This is a genomic window from Orbus sasakiae, from assembly GCF_039542345.1.
Classification (GTDB): domain Bacteria; phylum Pseudomonadota; class Gammaproteobacteria; order Enterobacterales; family Orbaceae; genus Orbus; species Orbus sasakiae.
In genome coordinates this window covers 343,156-358,047 of record NZ_BAABHY010000001.1, presented here as the reverse complement: position 1 = coordinate 358,047, position 14,892 = coordinate 343,156, and the positions used below count along the sequence as shown (strand labels likewise).

Annotated in this window: 12 protein-coding genes; 3 read left to right on the top strand and 9 right to left on the bottom strand. The window is 36.5% G+C overall.

Going from position 1 to position 14,892, the window contains the following annotated elements; genetic code table 11:
* Positions 1 to 12: 12 nt before the first annotated feature.
* Positions 13 to 651, bottom strand: a complete 639-nt coding sequence (locus ABEA36_RS01480; RefSeq protein ID WP_345487996.1) for a hypothetical protein — start codon at positions 649 to 651, stop codon at positions 13 to 15.
* A 140-nt stretch (positions 652 to 791) separates the two neighbouring features.
* Here ABEA36_RS01480 and ABEA36_RS01475 point away from each other — a divergent pair, with 140 nt between their 5' ends.
* Positions 792 to 2,897, top strand: a complete 2,106-nt coding sequence (locus ABEA36_RS01475; RefSeq protein WP_345487994.1) for a TonB-dependent receptor — start codon at positions 792 to 794, stop codon at positions 2,895 to 2,897.
* Between the two features lie 32 nt (positions 2,898 to 2,929).
* On the opposite strand, the gene kdgK is transcribed toward ABEA36_RS01475, so the two are convergent.
* The 3 genes from kdgK to ABEA36_RS01460 form a co-directional block, all read right to left on the bottom strand.
* Complete coding sequence (gene kdgK, locus ABEA36_RS01470) at positions 2,930 to 3,862, bottom strand: 2-dehydro-3-deoxygluconokinase (protein WP_345487992.1); 933 nt, start codon at positions 3,860 to 3,862, stop codon at positions 2,930 to 2,932.
* 18 nt (positions 3,863 to 3,880) lie between these two features.
* Positions 3,881 to 4,357 (bottom strand): NanQ anomerase/TabA/YiaL family protein, encoded by a 477-nt coding sequence (locus tag ABEA36_RS01465; protein ID WP_345490808.1) that lies wholly within the window; start codon positions 4,355 to 4,357, stop codon positions 3,881 to 3,883.
* 110 nt (positions 4,358 to 4,467) lie between these two features.
* Positions 4,468 to 6,207 (bottom strand): DUF3413 domain-containing protein, encoded by a 1,740-nt coding sequence (locus tag ABEA36_RS01460; RefSeq protein WP_345487990.1) that lies wholly within the window; start codon positions 6,205 to 6,207, stop codon positions 4,468 to 4,470.
* 154 nt (positions 6,208 to 6,361) lie between these two features.
* On the opposite strand from ABEA36_RS01460, the gene ABEA36_RS01455 reads away from it, so the two are divergent.
* Positions 6,362 to 8,095: an AAA family ATPase gene (locus ABEA36_RS01455; RefSeq protein WP_345487988.1), complete on the top strand. Its 1,734-nt coding sequence runs from the start codon at positions 6,362 to 6,364 to the stop codon at positions 8,093 to 8,095.
* A gap of 78 nt (positions 8,096 to 8,173) precedes the next feature.
* Positions 8,174 to 8,695, top strand: coding sequence for a bifunctional 3-hydroxydecanoyl-ACP dehydratase/trans-2-decenoyl-ACP isomerase (gene fabA, locus ABEA36_RS01450; protein ID WP_345487986.1), 522 nt, complete (start codon positions 8,174 to 8,176; stop codon positions 8,693 to 8,695).
* A gap of 50 nt (positions 8,696 to 8,745) precedes the next feature.
* Here the strand turns inward: fabA and ABEA36_RS01445 are convergent, their stop codons facing one another.
* The 5 genes from ABEA36_RS01445 to ABEA36_RS01425 form a co-directional block, all read right to left on the bottom strand.
* Complete coding sequence (locus ABEA36_RS01445; RefSeq protein WP_345487983.1) at positions 8,746 to 9,102, bottom strand: RidA family protein; 357 nt, start codon at positions 9,100 to 9,102, stop codon at positions 8,746 to 8,748.
* A 31-nt stretch (positions 9,103 to 9,133) separates the two neighbouring features.
* Entirely contained in the window at positions 9,134 to 9,505 is a 372-nt protein-coding gene (locus ABEA36_RS01440; protein ID WP_345487981.1) for a DUF5362 family protein, read from the bottom strand.
* A 138-nt stretch (positions 9,506 to 9,643) separates the two neighbouring features.
* Positions 9,644 to 11,647 carry an excinuclease ABC subunit UvrB gene (uvrB, locus tag ABEA36_RS01435; RefSeq protein WP_345487978.1) on the bottom strand — a complete coding sequence of 668 codons (2,004 nt, stop codon included), beginning with the start codon at positions 11,645 to 11,647 and terminating at the stop codon, positions 9,644 to 9,646.
* Positions 11,648 to 12,056: 409 nt separating this feature from the next.
* Positions 12,057 to 13,538, bottom strand: a complete 1,482-nt coding sequence (gene modF / locus ABEA36_RS01430) for a molybdate ABC transporter ATP-binding protein ModF (protein ID WP_345487975.1) — start codon at positions 13,536 to 13,538, stop codon at positions 12,057 to 12,059.
* A 182-nt stretch (positions 13,539 to 13,720) separates the two neighbouring features.
* Positions 13,721 to 14,872 carry an iron-containing alcohol dehydrogenase gene (locus ABEA36_RS01425; RefSeq protein WP_345487973.1) on the bottom strand — a complete coding sequence of 384 codons (1,152 nt, stop codon included), beginning with the start codon at positions 14,870 to 14,872 and terminating at the stop codon, positions 13,721 to 13,723.
* Between the last annotated feature and the right edge of the window lie 20 nt (positions 14,873 to 14,892).

Sequence of the window (14,892 nt, the reverse complement as noted above, 5' to 3'; positions counted from 1 at the left end):
GTATTTTATCACTTACGAGTTTGTTGATTGTTTGTTAACTAAACATTGTTGTATTTTATCAACTTGTTTGTTTAATGCTTCAATAACTAAATCAGGATGGGTATTTTTTAATGTTCGCACGGACTCAAATCCATCATTGGCAACACTTCCAGTATACTGCTTAGCCTGCTTAATATTGCTAAATAAATAATGGATGCTGTTTTTATTTTGTGTCGCGGTCACCGTATACCCGACAAAATATTTCATATCTGAAAATGATTGATACACATAATCAGTAATGGCATTAGCAACGACTTGGTTTTTCTCAATCAACTTAATTGTTTCCCCCCCATTTGTGGTCACCGATTGTTGACTTGGGAATTCATCGATAAAACCATAGTAGGGCCAACCATAATAAAAGCGTGCCTGACTATTACTGAGATTATTTAAAACAACCGGCGAATTATCGAGTTCTTGTGCAATACACAATGATAAAGAATTTTCTATTTCAGCGATTGGCCTAACCATTTTATATTTATCAATAACTTCATGACCAAAACTATCTTGAGTCAAGCTCAACCCTTCAATTTCAGAGAGTGATGCGAGTTGCTGCTGAGATGAACAACCCACTAATAAACCAAAAATAACAATAAAACACAGTCGTTGTGTCATAGTAACCCTCACATAATATTCGCAAAGCAAGAATAAAAATTATTTGCCCTATTGATAATGATAATAGTAATTATTATCATTTAAAGCGGTTGTAAAATCAATTTAACTATAATTAAAGATAATCATAAATAGGAATAATAATGAAGAAAAAAATTATCGTTTTCACCCTATGTAGCACAATAAGTAGTATTGCTATAGGACAAGAAAAAAGCAACTCAGATATTGAAACAATCAAAGTGACTGCCAAAATCACGGATATTAATGATGAAAGAGTGACTCAATCATCGACAGCCACTAAAATGCCCTTCGAGATAAAAGATATTCCGCAAACCATCAATTCAGTCAATGTGAATCATGCCAAAATGTATGGACAAAATGATCTTGGTGTTATATTAAATAATTTACCTGGTATTGATACAACCTATGACATGCGAGACGAAGGAATCATGATTCGTGGTTTTTCAGCGAGTTCTGGCGATATATACCGTGATGGTGTTCGTGCTAGTGGCCAAGTAAGACAAAGCACCGCAAATATCGATCGTATAGAGGTGTTAAAAGGACCCGCCTCTGTGCTGTATGGGCGTGGTGCAGGTGGTGGGATTGTTAATATGATTAGCAAACAAGCCAATTTTGACTCACCAACCACACTTAACCTACGTGCAGGCTCTTGGGATAAATATGGTGGAATGATCGATATCAACCAAGTGGTACATGATAATCTTGCAATACGATTGACAATCGATCATGAAAATAGTCATAACTTTAGAAAAGGAATCAAACAACGCGATACCATGGTTTCACCAAGTATTTTGTATGATAATCTTGAAGGATTTAGTTGGTTAGTACAATACACCCAAGACAACTTATGGCGTAGACCTGATCGAGGCCCCTCTTACGGTGATTTACCGAGTAATGTCTCCATCAAAACCGCTTACGCACATCCCGATGACTATGTTGAAGACCGCTATAAATCTTGGCGTTCAGTCATGCAATATGAATTTAATCATGATTGGTCAGTCAAACTCACAAATGTCTATCGTAAAGCAAGCCAAAATTTCGACCATCTATACGCAGGGACCTATTGCCAAACTAATGGTACATTAGCCAGTAATGGTAGACCGTGTAGTTATGCGGGAAAACTTCAATTTAGACGAGCATGGCAAGAAACCGAGAATACAACATTTAGCAACACGTTTGATCTGATGGGCAAATTTGATACAGGCAGCATAACGCACGAAATGTTACTTGGTAGTGAATACATTATCGAAAAGCGCTTACCGACACTTGCAACATTAGGCTTTCCACAAACAGTTGATCCTTATAATCCTCAATGGACAATCAGTAAACCTTATCATGGTGCCCCAACGATGGATAATAAGCACAAAGCAACTTCTCATGCACTGTATTGGCAAGATTTGATCAGCTTTAGTCCTGAATGGAAACTATTGGCTGGTTTACGTTATGATAAATATGAATTTTCTTCACACGATAAGATCAATAACTTATCGCGTTCATACGATGGTCATTCGTTAAGTCCACGGGTGGGGTTAATTTGGCAACCAATTGAACAGCAGAGTATTTATTTTTCTTACAGTAAAAACTTTGCGCCCTATGGTGGACGAGGTTTAATTACACTTTCAACGAACCCTGCTACCGTATATGACAATCAGCCTCAATATTCTCGTCAATATGAAATCGGCCTAAAAAGTGACTGGCTAGATAATACTGTCTCAAGCCAAATTGCACTGTATGATTTAGAACTTTATAATGTACGTTACCAACCTGATTCTGTGAATGATCCTTACAATTGGCAAGTAAGAGGGAAAGACGGAAGCAAAGGTATCGAATTAAGCATTATCGGTAAAATTGCACCACAATGGTATATTAATAGCGGCATCGGATATCAGATTGCTAAAGTAAGAGAAGATAAAAGAACGCCAGCTAATGAAAACAAATATCTTGCTAATACCGCGAAAAATAGTGGCTATTTTACGATTCGCTATTTACCGCAAGAGAACTGGTTTACTGAACTGGGCTTGACTTACAAAAGCTCAATGTTTAATGACAGTACCAATCAAGTCAAACGCCCTGGTTATGCGGTATGGAATGCAGCTGTTGGCTATCAATCTCAAACATTTGATGTAACGTTTGCTCTCACCAACTTGTTAGGTAAAGAATATTGGCGTTCAAGTAGTATGCCAGGTACACCTAGAGCATTTTTCATGAGTGCAAGCTATAAACTTTAAGATGAAAAAGGCGGAAACAATTCCGCCTTTACTCATGCTAAAACAGATATAGCATCTTTTGGAATAATGGCGCCTCGATATTGAATTACAGTACCTGCAACGTGATGTCCTTGCAGTGCTGATTCATCGGGACTACGGCCCGTCAATCGGGCGGCTAAATAGCCGGCACTAAATGAATCACCGGCTGCGGTCGTATCAATCACTTTCTCTTTACTGATTTTATTCGCTGGTACTTCAAAACGGCCTTCTTGGCTATCCACAATACAGCTATCACTCCCTCGTTTGATCACGATTTCAGTTACACCAAATTGTTTTGTTCGCGAAATTACCTGTTCATACGGCTGTTTTCCCCACAGCAAATCTTCATCATCAAGTGTTAAAAATGCAATATCAGTAAAAGATAAAACATCGGCATATACGCTTTGTGCGAGTTCAACACTTTGCCATAATCGGGGGCGGTAGTTATTATCAAAAATCACTTTGCCACCATTAGTTTTGATTTGTCTAAGAAGATCAAGCAGTTTTAAGATGCTTTCAGCATCTAAAATCGCAATACTGACCCCACTTAAATAAACATAATCAGATTGACTAATAGTTTGGCAAACTTCAGCACTTTGACTTGTCTTTAGCCAAAACTTAGCTGCCGCATCATTACGCCAATAATAAAATGATCGTTCCCCTACTTCATCGGTAACAATCGAATATAATCCAGGCATTTTATCGCTCAAACGCTGGACTAAATCTGTTTTAATGCCTTCAATTTGCCAAGCATCAAGCATTTCCTGACTAAAGGAATCGGTTCCAAGCGCAGTCACATAATGGATATCAAATGCTTGACCAGCAAGTAGTCTGGCCAGATAAACCGATGTATTTAATGTGTCACCACCAAAACTGCGAGATGTAGATTGTTGTTTGATTGACATCTCAATCATACACTCGCCAATTACCGCTACTTTTGTTGTCATATATGGGTCCCTAAATCATTAAAATGATAAATAATTTATATCAACTTTGACGACGACTTTACGAATTTTTGCTAATGTATTATTTACAGCACAAAGAGGCTTATGTACTTCATTTGGATAGAAGATAACAAAATCATTAGCTTGGGCGACAAACATTGTTTCTTCTGATGGCGTTTTAACAAAGGCTATATCATCATTTTCAAGCCGTTCATCCGTCACTTGCGTGTGAGGTGGTAATGTTGATACTGCCATGCCCTCTTGGCCTTGTAATATTATTTGAATATCAATATAGCGTTGGTGGTACTCAGGTTCCGCATCTTGTATAAACCTTGATGAGTTTTCAGAGACCATAAAAAAGACGCGATCCCCATCAATATGGTATTTACCTACTGGCGTATTGCTATTGACATTATCTCGAATATATTCGATAGCATGCTTGAGTTTTGCAGGTAAATAAGGGACTAACGCTAAATGTTCAGTATTACCAATAATCATTTTATCAATCTCCATCATTTATGTTTATCTCTCTATACCAAATAGACTAGAGAGGGATTTGTTAAATCGTCACCTAAGCGTTATTGTCGTGTAACTGAACTGATATATTGTTAATGCGCCACCATAAATCGTCGATTTTCAGTCACTAATTGCAAAAATGTTGATAAACCTAATTTCTCATTTTTTTGCCGTTGATTATTCAAATCATAAATTTGGTAATAACCCGTACTATCAATCAAAATTGTTTGTGATGGGTATAATGCTGCTATATCGGTTTCAGTACCTGCAATTAACCATTTGCGATTATTGGGTGCAAATAAATTCTCACCTTGACTATATTGTTTAGCGGAAGTCGTCACATTAAGAGCATCTTGCATTAATGTTTGCATAATATCAACATGTGAAGTAGTGCTTGTGATCACTTCATGACCTTTATTTGGCCAACCAATCACTAATGGTACATTTAACAGCTGTCGATCAAAAGCATGTTGGTCTGATTTTGATTGGCGATTACTTGCGGTAATAACGACGATCGTTTTATCTATGTCACTAGAATGTTTAATCTGTTCAATAACCCGGGCAATGGCTTCATCTAAATCTTTTTGCTGTTTAGATGTCCCCTCTTTTTGCATTTGTTTATATTCAATAATTGAAAACCACGGAGCACTATTATCCGTTTTCTTCTGTTCATTGTACCAAGTTAGCCACAAATCACTGGTGGCTTGATAAGATTGTTTTTTAGCCACAATCGGCATTGAAAAATTAGACAATAACGCATAACGATAAAGTGGATGATCGAAACCATCAGAGGAAAATAAACCCAAGTTATAACGTTGCTTAGCTAACGTATCGATAAAGACTGACGATTTGTGACTGGCTAAAATACTGTTGTAATAGTTCGGGTCAAGTCCATAGAATAACGAAAACTCACCTAAAAATGATTCATTACTTGAGCTATAATGGTTAACGAATTCTACATTTTGCTGAGCATAATCCGTTAATTTTGGCATATTTTTTTGCTGATCGGCAGTTTGCCACTCATCGACGACAATCATTAAAATATTGTAAGGTGACTTAGTCCGCTCGTAATTAATTTTTGCTAACGGATACTCTATAGCAATAGCAAAAGGGTTACCTTCTTGCTTAAATCGTGACTCATAATTACCCGCTTCAATGAAACCATAACGCTCCAAAAAATGCCTTGCGGTAAGTGGATATGAGACAGGTAAACTTGAACGTTGCATTGTAATAGGGCGATAAAAATTAGCGTCAGCCCAAATATGAATTAAATGCGAAGATAAAAAACACAGAACAAAAACAATAATAATCGGTAGGCAAAAGCGACTTCGTTTACTTAAGCTACGTAGCTTACGCCAACTCCAGATAGCAAAAACAGTTTCAAGCAATAAAATAAAAGGAACAAAAATAAATAATTTTTGCCATTCTGCACTTAAAATATTGTCATCAGGAGAGGTTAAAACCTGCCATATTGAAAAATTAAGGTGCATCCTAAAACGCGAAAACACTTCAATATCAATCAGTAACGTAGTTATCGCGATCGTAGCAACAATGACAGCAATAATACGCTGCCATTTTGAGGATTGAATAATAAAGCTGAGCGGAAATAGTAAGATTAAATAAACCACAAAGGTTAAAAAACTAAAATGCCCAATACAACTAATAATCGCATAAATTCGGCCAAGTAATGTTTGAGGCCAATCCGCGATAAATAAGTAACGACTACCTAAAATGATCACCAAAAAAATATTAAAAAGTGCAAACCAGTGACCCCAGCTGACTATTTGTGAGGTTCGATCGTCGCGCAATGAATTATGTTTAAGTTTGACCATAAATTAGTATAGTAATGAGATGAAATTGGTAGTCATTAATGAATGGAGCCTAGTTTACCCGATTTTAAAAAATCTTTCTGTAAATTTTTTATATCTTGCAATAAATCAGGTATAATCTGTCGATTAATTTGACACTTTTAATAAGACGATAACTTTGACTATTAAACAATTAAACTGGCAAGACACTCAGCCTAATGTAGAACATATTCAAACACTGTTACAAGACTCAACCTTTGAGGCGGATTTACTGACATTACAGCCTCGAATTCGCTCGGCGTTATCTTTATTATGTCCTACTGTTAGGAAAACCTATCAGCCAAAATTTTTGTTACTCAAAGCACCTGAAAGCCAATTGGTATTTTCATTATTACAGCATGCCGTAAAATCTGTTTTAACGTCAAATGGAACAGGATTTGCTTATCATATTAATGAGAATAAAATCACATTAACCCCCGCGAAAAGTAAACAAGATAATTTTGCAGCCATTGACAACTGTCTTTATTCCTCATGGGTTGACAATGAAAACTTGTTTGGTTGCGTGCGTCAACCAGAAGACAATACTTTCAAACTCGAACCTGGTCTTGTACATGACGCAAATGGTGGCGTACTCATCTTGGGACTACGCACTTTATTATCCCAGCCTGCGTTATGGGGACGATTGAAAAAAATGGTCACCCATGGTGAATATGAATGGTTTTCAACTGATGATGCGAATCCATTACCGATTTCTATTCCCTCAATGCCTCTTGATTTACGTATCATACTTGTTGGTGATAGATTGAGCATGGCAGAAATGCAAGATGATGATCCAGAATTTTTTGATACCTCACTTTATGCTGAGTATGAAAATGATTTACACCTGAAATCAGATCAAGACTTACAAAATTGGGCTGCTTATTTACGTTTTTTAGCCAATGACCAACAATTACCTAAAATTGATAACTCAGCATTTACCGAATTAGTTAAAGCGGGATCAGCCTATACGGAAGATCAATACTACTTACCCTTATCCCCGGATTGGTTAAATACACAATTGATTAATGCAGCTCAAGTTGCTGAGTATCAAATTGACGCTGCAGCAATCAAGAGTGCAATAGCTCAAAAGCATTGGCGAGAAAGTTATTTGATCGAACGGTTTAGGGATTCCATCTTTACAAACCAAGTCACGATTAATACCAAAGATCAAATTATTGGGCAAATAAATGGTTTGTCAGTGGTTGAATACCCAGGTTATCCAAGACCAATTGGTGAACCGACACGCTTAAGCTGTTTGATTCATTATGGCGATGGTGAATTTATCGATATTGAACGTAAAAATGAGTTGGCGGGTAATATTCATTCGAAAGGCATGATGATCATGCAAGCATTTATTACCTCAGAATTTGCGATTACACATCAATTGCCCTTTTCTGCATCATTAGTTTTCGAACAATCTTATAATGAGGTTGACGGTGACAGCGCGTCACTTGCAGGATTATGTGTATTGATTAGTGCGTTATCAGGACAGCCGATTGATCAGCAGCTTGCGGTAACCGGGTCGGTTGATCAATTTGGTCATGTCCAAGCTATTGGTGGCGTTAATGAAAAAATTGCAGGATTTTTTGCTGTCTGTCAACATCAAGGGTTAACCGGTCAACAAGGTGTCATTATTCCTTCAGCAAACCAACGTCATTTATGTTTAAGTGATGAAATCGTTGAGGCGATAAAAAACCAACAATTTTCAATTTGGACTGTAGATAATGTTGGCGAGGCACTTTACTTATTAACGGGTATCGCTTACCGCGATGAATCAACGATTAGCTTATATAAATTAATTCAAGCACGAATTCAAATGATGATGAGCACAGAGAAACGACCAACTTCATGGTTTAATAAATGGCGCAAATAGCGTTGCAAAAGCGCATAATTAAGCTTACACTTGTACGCTTAATTTATTCTATGATATAAAAAAACAAAAAGGCTACCTATGACTTTTGAACGTAAATCATCTTATACAAAAGAAGACTTAATTAAATCTGGTAATAATGAATTATTTGGCATTGATGGGCCTCCTTTACCATCAGATAATATGCTAATGATGGATCGTGTTGTTGAAATGAATGAACATGGTGGTCAATACGAAAAGGGTTATGTTGAGGCTGAACTTGATATTAATCCTGACCTATGGTTTTTTAAATGTCATTTCAAAAATGATCCTGTTATGCCAGGTTGTTTAGGACTTGATGCAATGTGGCAACTTGTTGGATTTTATCTTGGCTGGGTTGGCGGTAAAGGTAAAGGCCGTGCACTGGGTGTAGGTGAAGTCAAATTTACAGGGCAAGTATTACCAACTGCAAAAAAAGTAACCTACAAAATTCATTTTAAACGCGTGATTAATCGTCGTTTAATTATGGGAATTGGTGATGGTGAAGTATTTGTAGATGGAAAACTCATTTACCAAGCAACAGATTTAAAAGTTGGCTTATTCCAAGATACGACTGCATTTTAGAAATTCAGCCATTTTGCTACTTCGTAGCAAAATGGCACTCAATCAAATCATTATGATGGTTTTTTTACTGCTGCGACAATTTTAATTTCAACTTTATAACTGTCTTTCATTAACCCTGCTTGAACAGTACAACGAACGGGTGCTTGACCTTTAGCAACCCACTCATCCCACGCTTTATTCATCGCTTGAAAATCGGCTTTATCAACGATAAAAATTGTTGCATCTAAAATTTGTGTTTTATCACTGTTAGCACGTGCTAAAATTGTATCAATTTCAGACAATGCACTTTGAGTTTGTTGATATGCATCACCGGTTAAATCTGCTGGCACGCTAGTGTAATAAATTACATCGTTATGGATAACCGCTTCTGACCAACGATCCGCTGGGTCAAGTCGTGTAATTGTCACTGATTTTACTCCTATATTATTAACGCATTGATTATCTTAAATAGCCGTAGTTTTGACTTGCGAAGATAAAAATAAAGATTAAAAAAATAACATAGAAAACAATACATGCAAGAATTAATATTAATGTTGTGAACCAATACGAGGCTAAATTGATAATCGCTTCTCTTAAAAATTTACCATCATTACTGTATGCAGCATAAGTAAATGCACTACCGGATTTAAATAATTTTACGCCAGCAATGATATAAGGTATTCCCAAAATTGCGGTCACAATACCGATACAACTTATAGCACCTGCAATGATCGCTAGCACACCAAAAATTTTTTGCATTGTCCCAATAAAAGACATCTTTTTAATTAAAAATGAATCAACTTCAACTTGAATAATATTATTGTTTTCCATTTTATTTCCTTGTAGTTAATATAATTAGTGCATACGAAAAAAATCAATACAAATAACAAATTGATTAACATCAAAAAGACTTAAAGCAGCGTAATGATATCAAACAAATTGCTCGCTAATCATAATCGAGTCAATACATTAAGACAAGGTAATAAAATCACTGCGTAACTTTTTAATTTCATCACGTAAAACACCTGCTCGCTCAAATTCAAGATTTTTAGCTGCATCATGCATCATGCTTTCAAGTTCTTTGATGCGAGCTTGAACGTCTTTAATAGAGACATATTCATAATTTTTACCTGGCTCAAACATCTTGACTTTGCTGGTTGATTTTTTGGTGCTTAAACCAGCTTCTAAAATATCTTGAATCTGTTTTTTCACCGATGTTGGCGTAATATGATGCTCTTGATTAAACTCTTTCTGTTTTGCTCGCCTACGCGCAGTTTCATCTATCGTCCTTTGCATAGCCGGTGTAATTTTATCAGCATACAAGATTGCCCGACCATTGACATTACGTGCCGCACGCCCAACGGTTTGGATCAATGAGCTGGCCGAACGTAAGAAGCCTTCACGATCAGCATCCAAAATAGCAACAAGTGAAACTTCCGGAATATCTAAACCTTCTCGTAATAGGTTAATCCCCACTAATACATCAACTTCACCTAAGCGCAAGTCTCGAATGATTTCCATACGTTCCACCGTATTAATATCCGAGTGTAGGTATTTAACCCGTACACCATGCTCCGAAAAATAATCGGTTAAGTTTTCAGCCATTCGTTTTGTAAGGGTTGTCACCAAAACCCGTTCTTCAATCGCCATTCGCTGTTTAATTTCAGACAACAAATCATCAACTTGGGTCATTACAGGCCTAACTTCAATAATCGGATCGAGCAATCCGGTTGGTCTAACAACTTGTTCTATGATTTCACCGCCCGACTTTTCAATTTCATATTTAGCAGGGGTTGCCGATACATAAACGGTTTGTGGCATTATCTGTTCAAACTCGCTAAATTTAAGTGGTCTGTTGTCTAATGCGGAAGGCAAACGAAAACCATATTCAACGAGAGTTAACTTACGAGAGCGGTCACCATTGTACATCGCACCGAGTTGTGGTACGCCGACATGTGATTCATCTATAAATAACAAGCCATCAGCGGGTAAATAATCAAATAATGTTGCTGGTGGTTCGCCAGCTTTACGTTGTGCTAAGTAACGTGAATAGTTTTCAATACCAGAACAATAACCTAATTCTGACATCATCTCTAGATCAAACAAGGTTCGTTGTGTTATTCGTTGCTCTTCTAATAAACGATTTTCATCTAATAGAATTTTCCGACGTTCTGCTAATTCTTGTTTAATCTGTGCAATTGCATTATCAAGAATATTTCTCGGCGTGACATAATGGGTTTTCGGATATACAGTGATACGAGAGACTTCATTTACAGCGCTACCAGTTAAGGGATCAAATAGTACTATTTTTTCAACTTCATCATCAAATAATTCAACTCTAACAGCCAGAGTGTCAGAATCAGCTGGAAATATATCAATAACATCACCTCTAACACGAAATGTACCACGATTAAAACCGACGTCATTACGTTTGTATTGCATCTCTGCTAAACGCGTTAAAATCGCTCTTTGATCGGTAATCGTGCCTTTAGTCAAGTGTAAAATCATTGCCATATAGGTTTCTGGTGCACCTAAACCGTAGATTGCCGACACCGACGCAACAATCACAACATCACGACGTTCTAACAATGATTTTGTTGCTGACAAACGCATTTGTTCAATATGCTCATTAATTGAAGCATCTTTCTCGATAAATGTATCGGTCGTCGGTACATATGATTCTGGTTGATAATAGTCATAATAAGACACAAAGTATTCAACCGCATTATCCGGGAAAAAGGCCTTCATTTCTCCATACAACTGCGCCGCTAGTGTTTTATTCGGTGCCAAGATAACCGTTGGTCGATTATGAGTCGCAATAACATTAGCCATGGTAAAGGTTTTACCTGATCCCGTTACCCCAAGCAAAGTTTGATGAGCAATACCATCTTCTAAGTTTTGGTTAATTTTTTTTATGGCTTCTGGTTGATCTCCTGCGGGGCTAAAGTCTGAATATAATTTAAAATTTCGCATATTTGATATACCTTGTTTCGATAACGACGTGATTACCTATTAATAAAATTTATCCCCAAAAAGACTTGACCTTTCAGATTTATTGATTTTTAACATATCATGCTAAAAAATAGATTGACGATGGCTGATAACCGTCGCTTGATTTATTATAACTAGCTGATTATTAATGATTTAATTTTTTATGTCTACAATCTAAGCAAGTTGAACTAAAGCCAGCTATTTCCAACGGTTAAGCCCCTTTTCAAGAAACTATTCACAAAGTTATCCACAGCCATCGGGGATAACTTTAATAGTATGGGCTAATCCTTAATTTTCAAGAGTTTCTGTAATATTAATGTATTTTGGTTGTTCCAAACTACCAGTAAAGAAAATTTTTTTTACCTATTTTTGTTAGTAAAATTAATAGTAATTACCTAACTTCTGCTGTCAATAATGATGTTATATCATATTGAAAACCATTTTTATGATCACCAACAAATGTTAAACGATGCGTAATACATGCCGGAGCATCTTCAATATGATGTGAAACAAAGAGTAATTGGGTTTGACCTTTTTGAATAAGTAAATCAATCCAGCGTTTTACCAGCTCACGATTTAACTGATCAAGACCTTGTAGAGGCTCATCCAAAATTAATAATGTTGGATGTTTAACTAAAGCTCGGGCAATTAAAACTAAACGTTGTTGACCCCAAGATAAAGATTGGAAAGGTTGATGAGCTTGTTTAGTCAAATTCAATAATGCAAGCCACTCATCAGCTAATTTATTTTGTTTATCACTTGTCGCACAATACACGCCGATTGAATCAAAATAGCCCGATAATAAAACATTTTTTACACTGATATTGACGCGATAATCTAAATGTAAACTACTACTTACATAACCAATATGCTTTTTAATATCCCAAATAGTTTCACCTGAGCCTCGTTTACGGCCAAATAAGGTTAAATCATTACTGTACCCTTGAGGATGGTCTCCTGTCACTAAACTAAGTAATGTTGATTTCCCAGCACCATTGGGTCCAACAATTTGCCAATTTTCTTTTGCATTGACTTGCCAATTGAGGTTTTGAATAATCGGTTTCTCGTCATACTGCACATAACCCTGTTTTAGAATAACACGCGGTAGATGGTCAGCTAAATATAACGGTTGTTCATCGGGTAAAGGTAACTGTGAACTGTTTAATAATTCGATATTAGCCAATTCTTGTATGATCTGATCTTGTAAAATTGTCTGACGATCTGCCACTTTTATCAATTTACATTCAGCCAGCACCCCAATATATTGAATAAATTCAGGTATTTCATTAAAACGGTTTAACACAAGCACAAGTGTCACTCCGTGTTTAGCAAGTTCAGCCAATAATAAAGCCAATTGCTGTCGAGAATCAACATCGAGCCCATCAAATGGCTCATCAAGAATGAGAAGTTGCGGAGAAGACATTAAGGTTCTACATAACAACGTTTTGCGGGTTTCACCAGTTGATAAGTATTTAAAACGACGTTCAAGTAAATGTGAAATACCAAACTGTTTGGCTAACTGATCACATAGATCTTGATTTTTAATATCACTCTGAATCATTTGCCCTGTTGTTAACCCCGTATCATCCTCACCTTCACTCAGTAAATCAGTATTATTTTTTTTCCATTCTTCATCAATAATCTTTTGTAATTGCTCAAAAGAAATGTGCGCAATACGAGAAAAATGATTAGCGATTTCCCCCGATAACAAAGGTTGTTCGTTTGCTAATGCTTTAACAAGTGTTGATTTACCGCTTCCATTACTTCCCACAAATGCAAAGCAATCTCCTGAATTAATCGTTAATTGGGGAATAAAAAACGTCATATTATCGCTAATTTTATATTTAGCATTGTTGATTTTAATCATATTCATACTCGATTCATTTAGATTATTTCGCACATGATTTCAATTTATTATACATTTGTATCATGATTCATAGGATTTCAACTTTTAACATAGCACCCTCTGGCCTTGCCACTTTTTAAGCGTTTAGACAAGGCTCATCTGATTGATGAATTTTTAGATAAATTAATCGACAATTAGTCAGTCATCGATTAAATTTTCTCAAGAATTTTACGGCTGACAGCTAATGTGATATCTTGATGCTCACCCAATGCAGTTTGACCGTGTTTTTCTAAGCGTTGTAGTAATAGCTCAATATCTTTTGTCACACCATAATCACTTAGTTGCATTTTCATACCCAATGATTCAAAAAATTCAATGGTTTTACTGATGGCTATTTCTGCTTTTTCTAATTCTGAGCCACTGTGAATATCCCATACTCGCTCAGCATATTGACAAAGTTTGGCCTGTTTCTCGGTTATTTTCAAACGCCATAATACGGGTAATATTAGTGCCAATGTTCTCGCATGATCTATTCCATAAAGCGCAGTTAACTCATGACCAATTCGGTGCGTTGCCCAATCCTCAGGCACACCTGTTGCTAAAACGCCATTTAATGCAACCGTCGCTGCCCACATAAAATTAGCTCTCGAATTATAATCATGCGTTTTATTTATGACGTCAGGTGCAATTTCGATTAATGTGCGTAAAACACCTTCAGCAAAAGCATCTGTAACCTTAGCATCGACGGGATACGTTAGGTATTGTTCTAAAGTATGTACAAACGAATCAACTAAACCATTTTCTAACTGTCTTTTCGGTAAAGTATAAGTTTTCGTTGGATCAAGAACCGAGAACTTTGGATAGACAAGTTCAGTTCTAAAAGAGAGTTTTTCTTGAGTTTTTGCTCGTGTCACAACACCTCGACAATTCATTTCTGAACCTGTTGCAGGAATGGTTAATACCACTCCAATCGGTAATGCATCTTTAACTTTTGGACCTTCACGAGTTAAAATTTGCCATGGTTCATCACGATAAAGTGCTGCTTGAGCCACAAATTTAGTGCCATCAATCACTGAGCCGCCCCCTACTGCAAGAAGGAAGTTGATTTTATCTTTTTTGACAAGTTCGACGGCATTGAGCAAGGTTTCAAAATGTGGGTTAGCTTCAATACCGCTAAATTCGTTATAATAGAAAGGGGATAAAACATGTTTGATTTCATCAATTGTGCCATTTTTAGTGGCACTTTGACCACCATACAAAATTAAAACACGTGCATCTTTTGGTAAATAGCGTGCTATTTCTTTGACGGTATCTTGACCAAAAATAATGCGAGTTGGATTATAAAATTCGAAATTTAGCATAAGCATTCACCCTAATTTTT